At 43.7% G+C, this 19,401-nt stretch carries 19 protein-coding genes; 2 read left to right on the forward strand and 17 right to left on the reverse strand.

Features of this window, described 5'->3' with window-relative positions:
- Window positions 1-85 precede the first annotated feature (85 nt).
- The gene (locus tag C170_RS22570) at window positions 86-1,222 is read right to left on the reverse strand and encodes a hypothetical protein (RefSeq protein ID WP_155985124.1); all 1,137 of its coding nucleotides are present in this window, start codon (window positions 1,220-1,222) and stop codon (window positions 86-88) included.
- Window positions 1,210-1,821, reverse strand: coding sequence for a hypothetical protein (locus C170_RS22575; protein ID WP_162158990.1), 612 nt, complete (start codon window positions 1,819-1,821; stop codon window positions 1,210-1,212). Before C170_RS22575 ends, C170_RS22570 begins: the two co-directional genes overlap by 13 nt.
- Window positions 1,822-2,946: 1,125 nt before the next feature.
- Between C170_RS22575 and C170_RS22585 the strand changes: the two genes are divergently transcribed.
- Together C170_RS22585 and C170_RS22590 are read left to right on the forward strand one after the other, a co-directional pair.
- Complete coding sequence (locus C170_RS22585) at window positions 2,947-3,735, forward strand: hypothetical protein (RefSeq protein WP_036614343.1); 789 nt, start codon at window positions 2,947-2,949, stop codon at window positions 3,733-3,735.
- A 99-nt stretch (window positions 3,736-3,834) separates the two neighbouring features.
- Window positions 3,835-4,356 carry a hypothetical protein gene (locus C170_RS22590; protein ID WP_036614345.1) on the forward strand — a complete coding sequence of 174 codons (522 nt, stop codon included), beginning with the start codon at window positions 3,835-3,837 and terminating at the stop codon, window positions 4,354-4,356.
- A gap of 735 nt (window positions 4,357-5,091) precedes the next feature.
- On the opposite strand, the gene spo0A is transcribed toward C170_RS22590, so the two are convergent.
- From spo0A to C170_RS22665, 15 genes are all read right to left on the reverse strand, one after another.
- The gene (gene spo0A / locus C170_RS22595; RefSeq protein ID WP_036614349.1) at window positions 5,092-5,901 is read right to left on the reverse strand and encodes a sporulation transcription factor Spo0A; all 810 of its coding nucleotides are present in this window, start codon (window positions 5,899-5,901) and stop codon (window positions 5,092-5,094) included.
- Between the two features lie 195 nt (window positions 5,902-6,096).
- Window positions 6,097-7,425, reverse strand: a complete 1,329-nt coding sequence (gene spoIVB, locus C170_RS22600; RefSeq protein ID WP_036614352.1) for a SpoIVB peptidase — start codon at window positions 7,423-7,425, stop codon at window positions 6,097-6,099.
- Between the two features lie 120 nt (window positions 7,426-7,545).
- Complete coding sequence (recN, locus tag C170_RS22605; RefSeq protein WP_036614354.1) at window positions 7,546-9,264, reverse strand: DNA repair protein RecN; 1,719 nt, start codon at window positions 9,262-9,264, stop codon at window positions 7,546-7,548.
- A gap of 278 nt (window positions 9,265-9,542) precedes the next feature.
- Window positions 9,543-9,992, reverse strand: a complete 450-nt coding sequence (ahrC, locus tag C170_RS22610) for a transcriptional regulator AhrC/ArgR (RefSeq protein WP_017687604.1) — start codon at window positions 9,990-9,992, stop codon at window positions 9,543-9,545.
- Window positions 9,993-10,076: 84 nt separating this feature from the next.
- Complete coding sequence (locus tag C170_RS22615) at window positions 10,077-10,562, reverse strand: hypothetical protein (protein ID WP_036614357.1); 486 nt, start codon at window positions 10,560-10,562, stop codon at window positions 10,077-10,079.
- An 84-nt stretch (window positions 10,563-10,646) separates the two neighbouring features.
- On the reverse strand, window positions 10,647-11,492 hold the full coding sequence (locus tag C170_RS22620) for a TlyA family RNA methyltransferase (protein WP_036614359.1): 846 nt from the start codon (window positions 11,490-11,492) through the stop codon (window positions 10,647-10,649).
- 22 nt (window positions 11,493-11,514) lie between these two features.
- Window positions 11,515-13,422: a 1-deoxy-D-xylulose-5-phosphate synthase gene (gene dxs / locus C170_RS22625; RefSeq protein ID WP_036614362.1), complete on the reverse strand. Its 1,908-nt coding sequence runs from the start codon at window positions 13,420-13,422 to the stop codon at window positions 11,515-11,517.
- A gap of 282 nt (window positions 13,423-13,704) precedes the next feature.
- Window positions 13,705-14,610, reverse strand: coding sequence for a polyprenyl synthetase family protein (locus C170_RS22630; protein ID WP_036614364.1), 906 nt, complete (start codon window positions 14,608-14,610; stop codon window positions 13,705-13,707).
- Window positions 14,603-14,860, reverse strand: a complete 258-nt coding sequence (xseB, locus tag C170_RS22635; protein WP_017687599.1) for an exodeoxyribonuclease VII small subunit — start codon at window positions 14,858-14,860, stop codon at window positions 14,603-14,605. Before xseB ends, C170_RS22630 begins: the two co-directional genes overlap by 8 nt.
- Window positions 14,850-16,214 carry an exodeoxyribonuclease VII large subunit gene (xseA, locus tag C170_RS22640; RefSeq protein ID WP_036614367.1) on the reverse strand — a complete coding sequence of 455 codons (1,365 nt, stop codon included), beginning with the start codon at window positions 16,212-16,214 and terminating at the stop codon, window positions 14,850-14,852. Before xseA ends, xseB begins: the two co-directional genes overlap by 11 nt.
- Before the next feature lie 10 nt (window positions 16,215-16,224).
- Window positions 16,225-17,082, reverse strand: a complete 858-nt coding sequence (folD, locus tag C170_RS22645; RefSeq protein ID WP_036614369.1) for a bifunctional methylenetetrahydrofolate dehydrogenase/methenyltetrahydrofolate cyclohydrolase FolD — start codon at window positions 17,080-17,082, stop codon at window positions 16,225-16,227.
- A 117-nt stretch (window positions 17,083-17,199) separates the two neighbouring features.
- Window positions 17,200-17,652: a transcription antitermination factor NusB gene (gene nusB, locus C170_RS22650; protein WP_017687596.1), complete on the reverse strand. Its 453-nt coding sequence runs from the start codon at window positions 17,650-17,652 to the stop codon at window positions 17,200-17,202.
- Between the two features lie 222 nt (window positions 17,653-17,874).
- Window positions 17,875-18,108, reverse strand: coding sequence for a DUF2273 domain-containing protein (locus tag C170_RS22655; RefSeq protein ID WP_036614372.1), 234 nt, complete (start codon window positions 18,106-18,108; stop codon window positions 17,875-17,877).
- A gap of 14 nt (window positions 18,109-18,122) precedes the next feature.
- Entirely contained in the window at window positions 18,123-18,662 is a 540-nt protein-coding gene (gene amaP, locus C170_RS22660) for an alkaline shock response membrane anchor protein AmaP (protein WP_017687594.1), read from the reverse strand.
- A gap of 146 nt (window positions 18,663-18,808) precedes the next feature.
- Window positions 18,809-19,219, reverse strand: coding sequence for an Asp23/Gls24 family envelope stress response protein (locus tag C170_RS22665; RefSeq protein ID WP_017687593.1), 411 nt, complete (start codon window positions 19,217-19,219; stop codon window positions 18,809-18,811).
- Window positions 19,220-19,401 lie beyond the last annotated feature (182 nt).

The following is a 19,401-nucleotide window of genomic DNA, read 5'->3' on the forward strand; positions in this document are numbered from 1 at the left end:
AACCTCAGAGTGGTTATTTCTTCTTATCTACATGCGTTAGTACCGCAAGTAAGAATGTTTGCTGATCCTCACCCAACACACAAATTCAGCTTATTGAATTTAATGAATTGCGGATTCGATTGATGTCACTTGCAAGAATGCTGTCTCCAGCTACCTTGCTTCTTGGTTTTGCAGTTGTCGGACTCATCGATCCTATAATGCTGATGACATCATTGTAGTAAGTCGCCTTAAAATCCGATCCTGATACTGCTCTTGTAAATGTGTAACTCGATATCCCCTTATACAACCTGAACTCGTTAACTTGGGCAGTCAACCTGTTCCATTCAGCAGCAGTGATATTAAAATCTGCACCAGCATTCTTTGCCGTATCCCATTCAAAATTGGCTGGTCGTGTTTTCTTTGTTCTGACAGCCAACGTCCTCATTGTAGAGCTTTGTCCTGCTGTATCCACTGCTTTGATCCCCAGCGTATAATTCGTATCTGCTTGCAAGGATGCAAAGGTGTAATAACCACTCGAACTATAACTCGTCCCTGTTTGAACACCATTGACATAAAATTGTACATACCCTACACCATAGTCATCTGACGCTGAGTAATACATCTGAACAGCGTTTACGCCCGTGTTTGATTCAGACCAAGACAAGATGCTAGGAGCAAAATCATACGCTGTAGTGGCTCCGTACTGCGTCATAATTGATGTATTCCCACTGGTATCAAAAGCCTTTACTCCAAGAGAATATCTCGTACCAGGATTAAGTCCTGTAAATGTATATCCACCACTTGAACCATACATAGAGCCATCATATACACCATCACGATAAAAGTAGAATCCGCTGACTCCCCTGTTGTCTGATGCTGATGCATACATTGGGATGGAGTTCCTTGAAGCGCTACCATTCATGTACCAGCTATTGATTGATGGCGGCGTTGTGTCGGGCGCTATAGTCGTTCTCTGACCTGTAGATGCGCTTCCAAGAACATTCCTATTCGAGTCATAGAACGTGACGCTCAGACTGTAGTACGTGTTCTCTGACAGCCCTGAGTACGTCCAGTACTTGGTTGTTGATCCTACTGGGCTACTAAATGCTTCAAGCCCTGAATCTCCCACTCCATTCTTAAAAAAACTATAGTATTTCGCTAGTCCTCCACCAGTTTGGAAACTAGCAGAAACCGAAATATAGTTATAGCTTGCACTATTTGCATTTATGTTTACTGTTGCCATGTGTCTTTTTTATCTCCTTGTATTATATTCACATAATTGATTGTCTTTTCTTCATCTATCCAATCGATACGTATAGTATCCTTTTCATCTATGTAGACACTGATTTTGGTAGCGCTATCATTTGGGCGAGCAATAAGACAATTATGTTTCTCATCGTGGATCTCGATAACTGGAAACGAAAGTTCCATGATTTCTGGTGTGCCCACTATCATTTCTTTACCTATGATCAAAACAGAATACTTTTCATTATCAAACCTTTGTCCATTTGATAGATTTCCTTTTAGCATGACCCTTGTTATTCCTAAACCAGTAACTTCATTGATCCTTTGAATCGCATTCTTACCACTTGAACTCTCCAATAGAATCAGCTTCTCGGATTCCTTCAACACTACAATAGCTACACATTCTTTAGAGAAACGCTGTCTTGTTCTCGACGATGTATTATGCGAATACCCTTGCACCTCAAGATTTTCTAATGTATAGCCAAGATCATGATCTATTCTTCCCAGTGTTGGTCTATGTTCTAGCTTAAAGTTATTATTACTGTACAACTCGCAACATCTAAACCATCCTTGTAGGAAATTCTCCTTTTCGATCAAAGCTACTGCCATCTCTCTGGGGTTATTGAAATCGTGCTCCTTACCAAAATAAGTTTTTTTACTCTTATCCTTTACTCTGGAAATGGAATTTTACACGAATTCAAAAGTAATACTAGCGTTATCATCAAATCATTAGTTGTTAAGGATAGCTTATCTTGCTGAAATTGGATGGATTCTAACATCTCTTTACAGAAGACCTCGTTTCTCCTCGTCCAATACGATCCCTTCGTCTTCTTGAGCTGCCTCTCTTTACTAATGTGGTGTTTCTTTTTGTTACATGTCAATGCAATAGCTCCTTTTTACATTTTATTTTCGTAAGCGTTTTCATTTTTAATTAATTGTATCACTCCTGAAATTATTATATCACATCATTAATCCATTTGTCAACATTAATGTTATTCATTGTTTTACATTCATTTCTTTCATTTAGATCTACATGCACACTTAAATAAAAAAAGATCGCCATAGTACCATCAGCGATCTTTTCCCAAGTATTATTTTTATTTTATTACTCACCTGTAGCTTCTCTGAGAAGAGAGTTACAGGTGAGCAACCTCATATATCAAAGTAGTGTTTTAGCCTGCCTTAAAGAACCAGTGTTTTCGTTTTCGTTTACGTCGTCTTCTTCGTCCATTTTTAGATATAATCTCAGTTGTTTCCTTTTTGTATTGAAGCTTTATCTTCTTGCCAAGCAAACCTATTGATAATGATACAAGCGATATAGAAAAAATCAAATCAGTATTCATAATATAATATTCCTCCGTTAATTAAAGTATACAGAGGACTGCTCACCTTATTGAATTATATCAAGACAAAGACTCCGAGACAAGTTCCTCTCATCAAACACACCTCTCTACCATTTCCATCTAGTATCTTTTCTGATCAAATATCATCATTCCAAACAAACTCTCCACCTTTAAGCCTAAATATTAGAGATTTAACTGTAGGAATATGGAACTATACCTAATAATAACTTTATATTAATATTAATATACAAAAATGTACATACTTGCTTGTTGATATAAATTAAATTACTATGGTAAACATTGGTTCTAAACTCGCTATATAGGATCATCGTTTAGTTATTGGAGAGGGTGTAAAAATATAAATTCGGAGGGAAACATTTTGTTAAAGAAAACATCAATTAAATCATTATACCGCATTACCGCTCTAACTATGGCTTTCTTAATTTTCGCTGTCACTGGTGCTCAATCCTATTCATTAGCCGCAGGCGCAGAAACTCTGCAAAGAGATCAAGAAGCTGTGACTAGCTCAGTCGAGAATACTAATCCAGGAACTATAACTGATGAAACAACATTTAACACAAACCAACCCCAGACAGATGACCAGAGTCAAAGTCAGAATAACGTTGAAGAAACACCTTCTAATGAGAACTACCATAATGTAAATATCGGCGACTTTGATATTATTGGAGAAGATTTTCCAATTGAAGAATCGAAAGCAGTATGGGTACTCCCTTGGGTTGGTTGGGAAATTGGAAAAGTTATAGTTTGGCTGGCTGCTGGAGCCGCTGTTGGAGTAACAGTTGTCGAAGGCTTTGTAGAAGCTCAGGCATTTGTTAAGGAACTCTCTAAGAGCAAACAGCAAAATAAACCTAAATATTATAGAGTTAAATTTAATAAAACGCACATGTATGTCGGCAAACCTATGACAGATCAAGAAGCTTATGATTATTTAGCAAAAACCCCATTTAATGACATTTGGACACCGGATTATAATAGTGCTAGAATTATTGCTGCCAAATTTGGTACAGTTGATGGTCCTAAAGCTCATAATGATACTGGTTACAATGATACTCGGTACTGGTATCATTTCCATGGCGTATCACCTACTTACCGTACCGGTCATATATTTTATGGAACAGGTAGCCTACTAGGATTAAGAAAACGCTGATATTTATGATTAAGTCTTAGATACGTATTGTGTGTGCTCTCTCCAAAACCTAAACTAAATCACAGTAACTTAACTATCCAACAGAAGGTGGGATTAAGATTGGAAATTGATGTTCAAAAATTATATCAGAAGTATTTAACCTTAGAAATTGCTAATCCATTTACACTTGAGCAAATTCATGATCGTTTGACTCAAAAGTATTATGCCAAAAAGGTTGATCTAGAAGTGTTTGCAGATTTACGTAACGATCCCGAAGCACATTTTGATCGAGCTATTGCAGCTTATACGTTTCCAGATAAACGAGGAATTAATGAATTAATTAAGTTAAACAAAGATGAACACATTCATGAGCCTTTAGAATTTAGTTGGGTAATTGGTTCAACAGTATCGGGGATGTCCTTTTTATTAAATCTTGAAATCAGTATATTCCACGGAATCGCAGAAGAGGAAATGTTTATTGGTAACCTTCTTTTTGAGGAGTATTTGATTGCTCTCTATATTTTAGGATATATCAGTTTTGATGATGATCCACTAATTGATAAAGTTATAGCTCGTTATCGGGATGGATATTATCTTCGTCACTTTGGAATACAGGATGGTTTTGAATATCTATACAAATGAAAATAATTAAATAGAAAATGTAGCATGCTCTTTCACTAGGAAGGGCTATTTTCTATGAGGAAAATGGGGGCTTCCTTTAAACTAATTTATAGATTGTTCTATAACTGCTGCCTAGGCTTATGGTATCCAGAATACGGTTTTCAAAACTAGCAACCCGTCGCGGTGGAAGTGTATTTGGCAAAATGTGGTATTATTTAGCTTCCTCGATCTAATCTACCCCCTCCCCTAGTCCCTCAAAAGTGTTGTCTAATATGGATTAGACGATACTAAGGGCCCTATAATGACCATATTATATAAATAAATCTTTTGAAACACCTGATATAATTCTATTTTTCATATTTATTCATTAAAACTTAAAGTACCAACTATATTTAGCATACTTCACATAAATCAAATTAAACTGCATCAGAATATTGTTTTAAACCATCTTTGCTTCTTTTATAAGACGGATATGCCCTGACTGTACCTTCAGCTTTTGCTCGTAGCTTGACAAGGTCTTAAGAGAAAGATTTTTGGGTGAACAGTTCAGCATAAAGTTATATAACTGAAATTCAATATCATTCATAAAAATACCGTCATTTACTGGATATCTTTAATCCAATAATTGACGGTATTCGTTGGCATATATTACAAAAGTTTATTGGCATGAAATGAACGAATTCAGATATAGGCCGCCTTGGTTAGAATCAAACTTGAATCCAAACTATTCTTGCCAGCTCACTACTCCTGACCCTTTCAGCTTACCTTATGCTCAATTCTCAGCTTGTCAGCAACCATCGCGATGAACTCGCTATTTGTTGGTTTCGACTTGCTGATGTTGATCGTGTAACCAAACAAGTGGCTGATGCTGTCGATGTTACCGCGAGTCCATGCCACTTCAATGGCATGACGGATGGCACGTTCGACGCGGGACGGCGTGGTTTTGAATTTTTCGGCAATTGCCGGATACAGTGTTTTGGTGATGGCTCCCAAAATTTCGATATTGTTATACACCATCGTAATCGCTTCGCGCAAATACTGATATCCTTTAATATGCGCAGGAACGCCGATTTCATGTATGATGGACGTAATATTTGCATCCAGATTTTTGTGTTTGCCCATTGGCACAACATTGGATGATTTCATGAACATGGATGATCCGCTGCTTGTGGACATCGCCGTCTGTGTTCCCACCAGTTGACGCACACGATTCGCAAGCACTTCCATGTCAAACGGCTTGAGAATATAATAAGAAGCTCCGAGTTGCACGGCACGCTGTGTGATATTCTCTTGTCCGAATGCCGTAAGCATAATGACTTTAGGCTGTGGAGACAGGTTCAGGTCGCGCAAGCGCTCAAGCACACCCAGTCCGTCCAGGTGAGGCATGATAATATCCAGAATCAATACATCCGGCACATCCCGAGTTTGCTCCAGCAATTGCAGTACTTCTTCTCCATTGTATGCAATACCGGTTACTTCCATATCTTCCTGCTCAGATATATATTCGGCAAGCAAATTCGTAAATTCACGATTATCATCGGCCAGCAATACCTCAATTTTTTGCAAAACGGTATCCTCCTTTAAATTAAACATCGTTTCGTACATTTCCTTACACGTTTAATTTTCGACACAGCCAGTTAAATTCCTCCTGTCGAAAATTATTTTTCTTTATTTTTTTTTCTTGATCCTATATAATAAATAATTTATTTCATTATCCGATATATTATGTTTGCTTTCGACAAAAAAGAACCTCAGGGCTGTTTAGCCAGCCTTGAGGTTCTTATCGTTTTCCTTTTTCATCATAACGCCAGCATCTTGTAACATCCATTCAATGAAGCAACCGTAACCCGATTTTGGATCATTCACGAATACATGAGTAACTGCACCGATCAATTTACCATTTTGTACAATGGGGCTGCCACTCATCCCTTGAACGATACCTCCGGTCTTATCCAGCAGTTTCGGGTCCGTAATTCGAAGTACCAGACCTTTTGTTGCTGGTTCAGTTTGATCTGCCACATGAACAATGTCAATGGAGAAGCGTTCAACTTGTTGACCGTCAACCACGGTAAGTATTTCGGCCGGTCCTTCCTTTACTTCATGAGAAAAAGCGACGGGAATGCCTTTCGAATACAAACTGTGCTCAGGATTTCCAGACATTTTACCAAAGATACCAAAAGCCGTATTACGTTCAATATTGCCCAAAATTTTGCTTTCCTTGAGGAAATGAGCACGTTTTTCACCCGGATCACCGGTCTCGCTCTTCGAAATTGACGTTACATTGGACTGAACAATCTGACCACTACCCACAACAATAGATGTCTGTGTGTTCATATCTGTAATGACATGGCCCAGTGCGCCATATACGCCCTGATCGGGAGCATAGAAGGTAAGTGTGCCAACACCGGCTGCAGAATCACGAATGTACAATCCAAGCCTCCACGCTTGATCCTCGGAGTCATACGCCGGAGTTAATCGTGTCTTCACCGTTTCCTTACCACGTTTTAACACAACATCAATACCTTTTTTACTTTTCCCTGCAAGTTCAACGGCTTCAGAGACACCTGCTACGCCATCCAGACGTTTTCCATCCATATGCGTAATCAGATCTCCGAGCTTAATGCCCGCTGTTTCTCCGGGCGATACACGCTCATCCTGACCGGAACGGACCAGATGATGTCCAACCACCAGAATGCCTGCCGATTTAACCTTGACGCCAATCGTTTGTCCCCCGGGTACAACACGCAAATCCGGTATCACATTCACATGGACTGTTTTGACCGGAATTTTACCCCACAACTTCAACGTTAATTTGGCATGTCCCGTCTGTTGAGGGTGAAGATGCAAAGGTTGTTGCCTGGTAACATGCATCGCTGCCTGATCATCCAAACCAACGATATCAGGACGATCTACAACGGCGCTTGAAGCAGCAGGTACAGCGAGCCGGACATCCGCTTGCCTGCCAGCAAACACCTGCAATTCATCCGGCAGTGAAGCATAACTTTGCACAGGCTGAATGGCCTGGCTAATCACACAAAGAAAGAAGGCAAATAAAAGACCTAGCAATTTCTTCCTGAGGGGGGAATTCAATGGCTGTCACACTCCCTTTGCTTCTTTCGCTTGACGAAAGGTGGTCGCCAATTGCGTACCTATAAGATAACCTCGCCCCCAGGCTTTTATTACTGTCAATCATTACGCCAGCCGTCCGTTTCACCCTTTTTTGGCTTCCGCCAAATTCAGCATTTCCTGTGCGTGATGCAGCGTTTTTTCTGTAATTTCCACGCCGCCCAGCATACGTGCCAATTCCTTCACTCTGCCTTCGTCTGACAGCGATTCCACCTGCGTCATTGTCCGTCCATCGTAGACATGTTTCTCAATGAGATACTGATGATCTGCCATACAAGCCACTTGTGGTAAGTGAGTTATTGAGAAAACCTGACAAGTCGAAGACAAACGGAACAGTTTTTCCGCAATGGATTGAGCTGCTCTACCGCTAACTCCGGTATCAACTTCATCAAAAATCAACACAGGTATCCGGTCATGTCGCGCAAAGATACTCTTCATCGCCAGCATCATTCTCGACAACTCACCACCTGAAGCAATTTTGCCAAGTGGTCGTAATGGCTCGCCCGGGTTTGGTGAGATTAGGAATTCCGCATTGTCCGCACCATGACGATTCAGACGAATACGACGTCCATTCCATTCAATCCCCTTTGGATCTTCGAAAGGAGTAATTTGAACACGCAGTGTAGTCCGCTCCATTTGCAGATCCTTGAGTTCGCTTTCCACCTGTGCAGCAAGTTCCTCGGCGCATTGTTTGCGAACCTTGCTGAGCTCTTCAGCAGACTCCATCACAAGGTTAAGCATTTTGTCACGTTCAGCTCGCAATTTCTCCAGCCGTTCGTCCTTGTTCTCCAGTTGGTCGGTTTCATGGCTAATCTGATCATAATAACTCAGAATAAGTTCAACACTGTCCCCGTATTTCCGTCTGAGGCCAGAAATCAGATTCAGCCTTTGCTCCACTTCTTCCAGCCTTGCCGGATTAAATTCAATCTTCTCCCGGTAATCCCTTAACTGAAATGTCGCATCTTCCAATTGATAAAATGCAGATTGCAGCTGTTCTACGATTGGTTGCAGTCCTTTGCTATCATATCCAGAAATGTCTTCAATTCTTGAAAGAGCAATGCTCACAGCTTCAAGTCCGCGTTGACCACTGAGGAGATCATATGCACCAGCAACACTGTCCATCATTTTCTCACTATGGGATAGTTTGACCCGTTCTTCCCCGAGTAATTCATCCTCGCCTTGTGTAAGGCTTGCTGCTGCGATCTCCTCAAGCTGAAAGCGATACATGTCCAAGAGTTGATATGCCCGCTGACTGGACTCCTGAAGGGCACGCAGTTCTTTTTCCGCCGTGATAAACTTGCTGTAGCGCTCCTGGTACTTCGCTTTGATCGGTCCGATGACTTCCGAGCCATAAGTATCGAGAAGCCCCAGATGGCTCTCAGCGCGTAGCAAACTCTGATGTTCATGTTGTCCATGAATATTGATTAGCTTCTCGCCTACTTCCCGCAGCATGGTCAGATTGACCAATTGCCCATTAATGCGGGACGTACTCTTCCCTTGAGTATTCAACTCACGTCGTATAACCAAATGCTCTTCAGGCTCACAATGGATACCCAATTTCTCTAATGTCTGCCATACCGGATGACTCTGCTCCATCTCGAACAAGGCTTCCATCTCTGCCTTCTCACATCCGTACCGGATCAGATCAGCTGAACTTCGTCCACCAGCAATTAAGCCAAGTGCATCTATAATAATCGACTTACCTGCACCCGTTTCCCCTGAAAGTACATGGAATCCCGGATGGAATACAACGTCCACTTCTTCCACCACAGCCAGATTACGAATCGATAACGTAACTAACATCTGCAAAAACACCTCCGGATGACTAACTCAGATATTATGTTTTTGAACCATTGATTCAAGAGGTTGTTCAAAAAAGTCCGCTTTTGATTACGAAGGATGCCTGTTGGCATCATCAGCATCGTATATGGAATTCAGCCGAAATAAGTGGGATGCTTACGAAGTATGTTTCCTTCGGAAACATTGCAGTTGCTCACGTAGTTTCCCTACGCTCCGCTACTCCATTTCTAGCTTCATCCCATCTTCTCGGTACTGAAAACCAATCTTTTTGAACACGCACTTTAAGCAATGTAACCCATGATCCGCTCAATAACGGTCACACTGTTACCTTCAGTCCGGCAGATAATCAGAATGGTGTCATCTCCACAGATCGTGCCCATGACTTCATTCCACTCAATATTATCAAGCAAAGCTGCAATGGAGTTGGCTGTTCCTGGCAAACATTTCATCACAACCAGATTGTTTGTGTGATCAATGTGCAAGAAGTTGTCAACGAGTGCACGCTTCAACTTTTGAATCGGATTATATCGTTGATCTGTCGGTAAAGAGTACTTGTATCTTCCATCATCCATCGGAATCTTGATTAACAGAAGTTCCTTGATATCCCGGGATACCGTCGCCTGAGTCACCTGAAAACCTGATTTGCGTAGTGCTTCAACCAGATCATCCTGGGTCTCAATTTCATTTTGACTAATGATTTCACGAATCTTGATGTGCCTTTGTCCTTTCATATATGCCTCCAGTTAGATGTATTGCAATAAAGCAGCATTTGTAATTCGCCGCAGACTTTGCCCTGCAATGTTCATTCTTTTATATTAGTCCAGATCATCTCCATCATACACATCTTCCTGATAGTCCATGAGCCTGATTAACTTAATATCGGAATCCTCCACGTCAACATACAGCAATCCTTCACAGCCAGGATATAACAACAAATAATTGAGGAAGCGATCCCTTAGCGCAGGGCCGGTCATATCGATTGGCTGTCTGCGACGAGACGTTTTCACGAGGTATCTGAGATCCTCACGTTCTGCAACATAATCAATGAATAATCTGCTGTAATAAACGGATTCATTGGCCTCAAAAGCCAGAGGGACTTTCATTTTCCCACCGATGACTTCGTAGCCCTGTGCTTCAAGCAAATCCAAGGCCGGGGAATCTTGAATCTTAACGTTCAGTTGCATTCCAGACAAGCTTACCGGCGTCGGTCGGTTCACCCAATTACGCAAGCCAAAGAACAGCCACAAGATCAAACAGACAGCAAGTACACCTATAAAGATTGTGTCATATTGACCATCCATTATCGCTCACCTCGAAGACATATTCGAGGTTCAGTAATGATTTCCCTTTACGTCAATCACCTTTCCAGCGAAAAGAAACCCATCTTATGATGAGTTTCCCGTAAATGTATGAGCTGCTTCCTTTGCAACTTGCTCCGCAAGTGCGTCAAGTGAAGCTGGATCGATCTCTGGTTGTGTTGCCTCTGGTGCTTCCAGACGCCAATGTGCGAGAAATTCTATATTACCTTCTCCACCCGTTATCGGTGAAAAAGTTAAACTCTGCAGATGTAAACCAAGTTGACTGGAAAAATGAAGCATTGTCTGCAATACATCCTTGTGTACCTTCGTATCACGTACCACACCGGACTTGCCTACTTTTTCACGCCCTGCCTCAAATTGAGGTTTAATCAATGCAACGATATCTGCAGGTTGTTTCAAAAGAGCCAGAAGTGGCGGCAATATGATTCGCAGTGAAATGAACGACACATCAATGCTCGCAAAGTTCGGCACGGGTCCCGTCAGATCTTCAGGAGTCACATAGCGGAAATTAGTTCGTTCCATAACAGTAACCCGCTCATCATTACGCAAAGACCAATCGAGCTGATTATAGCCCACATCAATAGCGTAGACGTGAGATGCGCCATGCTGAAGTGCACAATCCGTAAATCCACCGGTGGATGAACCAATGTCGAGCATGACAAGTCCATTCATATCAAGGTCGAAATGACGGATCGCTTTTTCGAGCTTCAATCCGCCTCTGCCGACGTAGGGATGTACCGAGCCTTTAACTTTCAGCTCGGCTTCCCTTGGAATTTTCATGCCCGCCTTTTCGATCGGCTCATTATTGGCATATACCAGTCCAGCCATGATGGCAGCTTTTGCCTTCTCACGACTTTCATAATAGCCCTGCTCAACCAGCAGAACATCAATTCGTTCTTTCGGGAGTGACATGTCTGTCTCCTATCATGTAAATTTACGAAGGAAAACGTGTTTTGGGTATGCCGTAAGATGATTGAACAGCCATCTTGCGCAGTTCAGCACATACATTTTCAACGGTAAGACCCACTTCCTCACGTTGTTCCTTAATACTGCCATGCTCGATGAAGCGATCCGGAATCCCCATCAATTGTACATGAACATCATGTAGTCCCTGTTCTGCATAAAACTCCAGCACTGCACTACCCATGCTGCCTGCTTGGGATGTTTCTTCAAGTACAATCAATTTGGTGCCTCGAACAGCTAAATCACGCAACATTTGCTCGTCAAGAGGTTTCAAGAAGCGAGCGTTGATTACGCCTGCTGTGATCCCTTCCCGCTTCACCATCTCTGCTGCTTCTTCTGCAAGCTGCACCATTGACCCTGAAGCGATGACAGCATATCCCTCGGATGGACGCAGTTGCTCCCATGATCCGATCGGAATCGGAACAAGTACATCATCCAAAGGTACACCGACCACATTGTTTCGTGGATAACGGTAGGCAATTGGACCTTCATTATAATCAAGCGCCGTTTTCATCATATGACGCAATTCATTTTCGTCTTTTGGCATCATCAGAACGATATTTGGAATATGGCGCATAAATGCCACATCGTATACCCCTTGATGTGTTTCCCCATCCGGACCAACAAACCCGGCACGGTCAATGGCAAACATCACGTTGGCGTTATGACGGCAAATATCATGTACAATCTGATCATAAGCACGTTGCATAAACGTAGAATACACGGCAAAGACCGGCTTCAAACCTTCCATAGCCAGTGCAGCACACATGGTCGCCGCGTGCTGTTCTGCAATACCTACGTCAATCATGCGATCGGGAAATTCCTTACTGAACGGAATAAGACCTGATCCTGTAGGCATTGCTGGCGTTACCGCTACGACCCGCTTATCCTGCTTCGCAAGATCAATTAACGTTTGACCGAACACTTCCGTGTACATCGGTTTTCCGACTGCCTTCAGCACTTGACCGGATTCAATTTTGTACGGAGAAATCCCGTGCCACTTGTGCGAATCGGCTTCTGCTGGCTGATAACCTTTGCCTTTGGTCGTGAGCACGTGAACGAGTACAGGACCATCAACGTTATCTGCCTGTTTGAAGGTTTCGATCAATTTGGGAATATCGTGCCCATCAATCGGTCCCAAATACGTGAAGCCCAGTTCTTCGAAAAGAACACCTGGTACCATCATATATTTGACACTATCTTTGATCCAGCTTGCCGATTTGGCCAAACGGTCCCCAATAGCTGGGATTTTTTTAAGCATCCCCTCGACATCATCTTTTGCTTTCAGATAATGACGATCCGAACGAATCTTGCTCAAATATTTATGCATGGCCCCAACGTTTGGAGCAATGGACATTTCATTATCATTCAGAATAACCATCAGTTTTCTCTGCTCATGACCAATATGATTGAGAGCCTCAAAAGCCATACCACCTGTAAGCGCTCCATCACCAATCATCGCGATGACTTGGTTGTCCTCACCTTTCAGATCACGTGCAAGGGCCATCCCCATCGCAGCGGACAATGAAGTACTGCTGTGTCCAGCTTCCCATACATCATGTTCACTTTCGTTGCGTTTGACAAACCCGCACAGACCGTTATGTTGACGCAATGTATCAAAGCGATCCATACGTCCTGTCAGGACTTTATGCACATAAGCCTGATGCCCTACATCAAAAATCATTTTGTCTGCTGGACTGTTATAACAGTAATGCAGGGCTACCGTGAGCTCAACCACGCCTAAGTTGGGTGCGAGATGCCCACCTGTAACAGACAGTTTCTCAATCAGAAACTGCCGGATCTCTGCCGACAAAAGGGCAAGATCATCCTGAGACATCGACTTTAGATCACTGGGTTGTTTAATTTGTGGAAGCAGCACGAGAATCTCCCCGCTTTCCTAGATTGTTTAGTTATTGTTGTAAATCGATATATACATTATGAATCAAATGACATTAAATCATTATAACATAAAAGAACAAGAATCATAATTTACTGCACTATACTCCCGATAACGAGCATTCTCGCCAGCAAGTTATTTAAAATTCTTCTCCATATGTATTCCCGCATCCACTCGGGACAGCTCTTTCCATCTACTCGGAAAAAGGACATTACATTCATTACACGGCTATACAGGTTTTGAAACAGACCGCTCCGTCAGAATCTAATGGTCTCGACCCATCAGATAATCTGCAATTTCCAACAATCTGGATGCATCAGGTAACTCGGCTCTTTCAAGTGCGTCTTTTGCAGATTGGGTAAGGGATTTCACTTCATCTACAGAAGCCTCCATGCCAATAAAATAAGGATATGTTACCTTCTGCTGATTCACATCGCTCTGTGTTTTCTTGCCCATCTTCTGCTCGTCACCCGTCAGGTCGAGAATATCATCCTGAATCTGGAACGCCAGCCCCAGATCACGTCCAAACACACGTAAGGCTTCCAATTGTCCTTCCGTTGCTCCACCAATTCGTGCTCCAGCAATGAGTGAGAAAACAATCAGATCACCCGTTTTGTGCAAATGGATATATTGGAGCTGTGAAAGATCGGTCATGCCTTGCTCGCCTTCCATATCCGCGACTTGACCGCCGACCATACCTCTTGCTCCAGCAAGTTCGGACATGTCCTCTACGATGGACAGCAACGCATCTGCCGCTACACCGCTGCGACGACCAGCTTGAACAATGCTATAAAAAGCATGAGTTAACAGCGCATCGCCCGCCAATATGGCTGTTGCTTCACCATATACCTTATGATTCGTTAATTTTCCCCTGCGGTAATCATCATTATCCATAGCAGGCAGGTCGTCGTGGATCAGTGAATACGTATGAACCATCTCCACGGCGCAGGCTACCGGCATTGCAGCTGTACGCTGTGCACCGAAGGCTTCCGCCGCAGCAACGACCAGAAGAGGACGAAGGCGTTTGCCTCCGGCCATAAGTGAGTACTGCATCGCATCCGTCAGCGACTGGGGTACATCCCAGTGATCGGGAAGCGTGTGTTTCAACGCTTCTGTCACCTCAGCTGTGACCTCTTCGAGATATGCTTGAAACGAAGGACGATTACTCATGGACTTCACCGCTCTCATCGTCAGCAGTTCCGAAAGGTTTCTTGCGAAGCTCTCCATCTTCTTCTACGATCATCTCGATCTTGCGTTCCACTTGTTCCAGCTTCAGACCGCAAAGTTGCGAAAGTTTCATCCCGCGTTGAAACAGATCGATGGCCTGTTCCAACGGAACATCACCATGTTCCAGCTGACCTACGATGTCTTCCAATGCCGCCATTGCCTCTTCAAAATTCAATTCCGGTTCATTCGCCATGGGTATTGTCGTCCTCCTTCATTCCCCAAACCTGACAGTCCAGCTGTCCGTCTGTTAATTTAATCTTAATTGAATCTCCAGGCTGTACATCTTTCGTTGACTTGAGCAATCGCTGTTCTTGCTCGTCATAGACAAGGCTGTATCCCCGTGACATGACTTTAAGCGGGCTAAGCGCATCCAGATGCCGCACAGATGATTTCCACTGTTGCTGCTTCGATCTGGCTATAGACCTGATCGCAAGTTCCAGTTGTCTGCGTGCTGCCGCATTCTCACGGCGTGCTGCATTGACCTGCTCACGAGGATTGAATCGTTGCAGTGCTGCCCGCAGACGCTCCTGCTTCTCTCCTGTCCATTTCATACGCGTATCCACTGTTCTCAAAAGCCGTTGATGCATCATATCAAGTCGTTCGGTGTGCTGCATCAAGGTACGTCTTGGATGCACCAGCACTGGCGAACGCTGTAATCTTGCGAGCCGTTCACGATTATGTACAGCACGCTGACGTAAGCTGTGCTGTAACTGGCGCTGACGTTGTCCGATCTGATCAAGCAACTCAGCTCTATTAGGTACAGCTAATTCAGCAGCTGCTGTAGGTGTAGCCGCACGCAAATCGGCTGCAAAATCAGCAATAGTGAAGTCCGTTTCGTGCCCAACCGCAGAAATGACAGGAATATCCGAAGCAACTATTGCTCTTGCCACAATCTCCTCATTAAAGGCCCACAACTCCTCCAGTGAACCGCCTCCGCGTCCAACGATAAGTACATCGGCTTCTCCCATCCGGTTCAGGTTGCCAATCGCTTTGACAATGGAAGGTGCAGCACCCTTCCCTTGAACCAGAACAGGATATAAAACAACTTTGGCAGAAGGGTATCTGCGCTGGAGTGTGATCATAATGTCTCGCACCGCCGCTCCCGTCGGTGAAGTTACAACCCCGATGGTCTGTGGATAACGAGGGATCTGTCTTTTTCGAGAAGGTGAAAATAACCCTTCATCCTCAAGCTTTTTCTTCAGCTGTTCGTAAGCTAGATACAGACTTCCAATTCCGTCCGGTTGCATATGGGTAGCATAGAATTGATACTGCCCATCCCGTTCATACACCGAGACATTACCACGGGCAATAACCCTTGCACCCTCCTTCGGTACAAAGGGTAATCGCTGGTTATGGGACGCAAACATAATTGACTTGATCCGGCTGTCCTTGTCCTTCAATGTAAAATACATATGGCCGCTGGAGTGATGTGTGAAATTCGAAATCTCCCCGCGCAGCCAGACGTCCGACAGGACCTGATCCGATTCCAGTTTCATCCGGATGTATCGGTTCAGGTCTTTGATGGAGTAGATCTTTTGATCTGCCACAGACAAAACCCTAGGCCAATCCGTGAGCGCGCTTGGCAGCGATCAATGTATTTTTCATCAGCATTGTGATTGTCATCGGACCAACACCGCCAGGAACGGGTGTAATTGGACCAGAAACTTCTTTCACACTCTCGAAATCAACGTCTCCTGCCAGTTTGCCATTCTCCAAACGGTTCATGCCGACATCGATAACAACAGCACCTGGTTTCACAAAATCAGCATCCACAAAATTAGCACGGCCGATGGCTACAACTAAAATGTCCGCCTGACGTGTAATTTCTTTCATGTTGGCTGTACGGGAATGACACATGGTTACCGTCGCATTCTCACGTTGGAGCAACAGCGATACCGGTTTGCCAACGATGTTGCTTCTTCCGATAACCACTGCATGTTTACCGGACATTTCCAGTCCAGTACGTTTGATCAGTTCAATTACACCCGCTGGGGTACATGGAAGCAGACTATCGTCTCCAATTACGAGATTACCAACATTGACTGGATGGAATCCGTCTACGTCTTTATCCACGGCAATCGCATCAATGACCGCTTTCTCTTCGATATGTTTTGGCAGTGGGAGTTGAACCAAAATTCCGTTAATGGATTGTTGATTGTTCAGCTTGTCCACCAGCGCAAGCAGATCTTCTTGGGACGTATCTGCATCCAAGCGATGCACTTCGGAGTAGAAACCGAGGTCGTGACAAGCTTTTTCTTTATTACGCACATAGACTTGGGATGCCGGATCTTCCCCGACGAGCACAACAGCCAGACCAGGTACTACCCCCTGTTCGCTAAGCTGTTTTACTTCTGTTGTCATGCTTGCGCGGATCTCTTGGGATACTTCTTTACCGTTAATAATAGATGCTGTCATTGTACTCTCTCTCCCTTATGTGAATATAAATTTAGAGGTTGTTCAAAAAGCCCGCTTTTGATTACGAAGGATACTGAAAACCGGTCTTTTTGAACACACACTATAATTAATCATAACTTAAGATAATTTTGCTTTAATCGCGTCAACTTCCTGAATCATGCGTCCAAGTACACCATTGACGAACTTGCCGGATTCTTCTGTACCAAAATATTTGGACAGTTCAATTGCTTCATTGACCGATACCTTAGCCGGAATGTCATCACGAAACACCATTTCATACGTGGACAGTCGTAGAATCTGGCGATCTACACGTGACAGACGGCTGATCTGCCAACCTTTCAAATAATCCACAAGCAAACCGTCAATGGCTTCCTTATTGTTCCAGGCTCCTTGTACAATCTCAGTAACATAAGTACGCATTACATCTGCATCGCGGATAACTACTTCGGTTTCATTATCTTCAGCAGCTTCATTGATCAACATGTTCACAGCTTCTGCTGCACCTACCTCATTCATTTCCATCTGATACAGACTTTGTACTGCAATTTCCCTTGCCAAACGTCTTTTCATGTCCTGCCTCCTGCAGCGCTCCGTCTGGAGCGTCATCATGCTTATTTTATAATCCATGCAACCATCTCATCAAATCCTGTATTGGATTGATCGATGACTTCCACGGTATTGTTATTGTTATCCCTTTTCACAAAAAAACCTGCAATACGTTTCCTCCAAAAAACGGGCAACCCAAACTACAGCTCTATTTTCGGAAGAAACATATTGCAGGGTTCAGGTAGGTCACTTAAACGGACGCCAGCGATCGCCCAGCCATTGCCCCCACTCCCTCCAGGGAATGGACGAATCCGGCTTCGAATCGCTTCGTCTGCCTAACGTATAACCGATGAACACCAAGAGTGCAAAGAACAACATATCCCAAAAACCGATCCATACATAAAGAAATCCAAAAAAGATGCCGCCGATAATTCCGGTAATTCGGCCTCTGTGACTATCCCAAATCTCTTTCCACAGCATCAGTGAAACTCACCTCATTCCACTCGACTCTTGTAGTTAGGCGACTGGGTTACATTAGCGATATACACCGTGACAAAAGAAACCGGGATGCCCGTAATCTCTTGCACATGATCATGTATCGCCTTTTGCAGATCAGAAGTCAGCGCAGGAATAGGTGTCTCACCATCCACTACTGCACGGATCATAATCTCCAGTCCTGACTCAACCACACGTATGCGTGCCTTGACATCACGTACTCCCCGGAAACGGGAAGTTGCCTTCAAACAGAGATTCTCAATCGTCTCCATCGAAATCTGTACATCACCAAACTCAGTACGTTGATCTACAGACGGCAACGATGCACGCTCACGCCGAACCGAGATGTAGAAAAATCGCAAACTCAGGATAAACAAAATCGCTGCTGCAATAACCGACGCAACAATAACGTTCTGTTCCTGCTGGTAATTCAATTCGTAAGGCAGCACACCGCTAATCAGAAGAATGACGGCTGCCGATATTGCTCCAACGCTTATGCTGTATATAAACAACAGAAGCCGATCCAGTATTTTAGCCACGAACTGCACAGCCTCCCTTGCTCACTAACATGACTTAACCTGTTCACTAGCAAAAAATCAGATCCTCATCTAGCTTTCGCTATAATGAAGACCTGTCCAAGACGGGATAACCCCCGGCAGATGATGCCGGGGGAATCTGTCTTCTTTTATTTTACGCGCTGACTGTTCAGGTCGATCTCTTCCACTTTCTCGGTGCTCTTGAACTGAACGTCATGAATGTGCACATTCACTTCATTCACATTCAATCCTGTCATGTTCTCGATGGAACGTTTCACGTTCTGTTGAATCTCCGTAGCTACTTGTGGCAGACGGTATCCGTACTCGATAATTACGGAAACATCAACTGCAGCTTCACGTTGGCCCACTTCAACTTTAACGCCTTTGGAAAGGTTTTTGCGACCAAGCAATTCAGCAAATCCGCCAGCGAATCCGCCACTCATGCCTGCAACACCTTTCACTTCAAGGGTCGCCAATCCAGCAATCACTTCAATAACTTCAGGTGCGATCTGGATTTCACCGATATCCGTTCGTTCAAATTCAGTCGGTAGTGTACTCATAACTGTTCAACACACCTTTCGCGAGATAAGTTTGCGGCCATCCGTCAGGGCGCTGGACTCAGGTTAATCAACCTTCAGAACCCTTCCGGTCCGGCTTTACCGGAACTCCTGCAAACATCCGCGAGGTGCGGGCTTATCCTTTGCAGGAGACATGCGCTCTTATTATTCATACTATATCATTT

The organism is Paenibacillus sp. FSL H7-689, assembly GCF_000517905.1.
In the GTDB taxonomy this organism is placed as follows: domain Bacteria; phylum Bacillota; class Bacilli; order Paenibacillales; family Paenibacillaceae; genus Paenibacillus; species Paenibacillus amylolyticus.

What these genes read in the sequence shown, in the direction of transcription:
- C170_RS22570 (WP_155985124.1), bottom strand. Translation starts at nt 1,222, where the DNA reads ATGGCAACAGTAAACATAAATGCAAATAGTGCAAGCTATAACTATATT.
- recN (WP_036614354.1), bottom strand. Translation starts at nt 9,264, where the DNA reads ATGTTAGTTACGTTATCGATTCGTAATCTGGCTGTGGTGGAAGAAGTG.
- ahrC (WP_017687604.1), bottom strand. Translation starts at nt 9,992, where the DNA reads ATGAAAGGACAAAGGCACATCAAGATTCGTGAAATCATTAGTCAAAAT.
- C170_RS22615 (WP_036614357.1), bottom strand. Translation starts at nt 10,562, where the DNA reads ATGGATGGTCAATATGACACAATCTTTATAGGTGTACTTGCTGTCTGT.
- C170_RS22620 (WP_036614359.1), bottom strand. Translation starts at nt 11,492, where the DNA reads ATGTCACTCCCGAAAGAACGAATTGATGTTCTGCTGGTTGAGCAGGGC.
- C170_RS22630 (WP_036614364.1), bottom strand. Translation starts at nt 14,610, where the DNA reads ATGAGTAATCGTCCTTCGTTTCAAGCATATCTCGAAGAGGTCACAGCT.
- xseB (WP_017687599.1), bottom strand. Translation starts at nt 14,860, where the DNA reads ATGGCGAATGAACCGGAATTGAATTTTGAAGAGGCAATGGCGGCATTG.
- folD (WP_036614369.1), bottom strand. Translation starts at nt 17,082, where the DNA reads ATGACAGCATCTATTATTAACGGTAAAGAAGTATCCCAAGAGATCCGC.
- nusB (WP_017687596.1), bottom strand. Translation starts at nt 17,652, where the DNA reads ATGAAAAGACGTTTGGCAAGGGAAATTGCAGTACAAAGTCTGTATCAG.
- C170_RS22655 (WP_036614372.1), bottom strand. Translation starts at nt 18,108, where the DNA reads ATGCTGTGGAAAGAGATTTGGGATAGTCACAGAGGCCGAATTACCGGA.
- C170_RS22665 (WP_017687593.1), bottom strand. Translation starts at nt 19,219, where the DNA reads ATGAGTACACTACCGACTGAATTTGAACGAACGGATATCGGTGAAATC.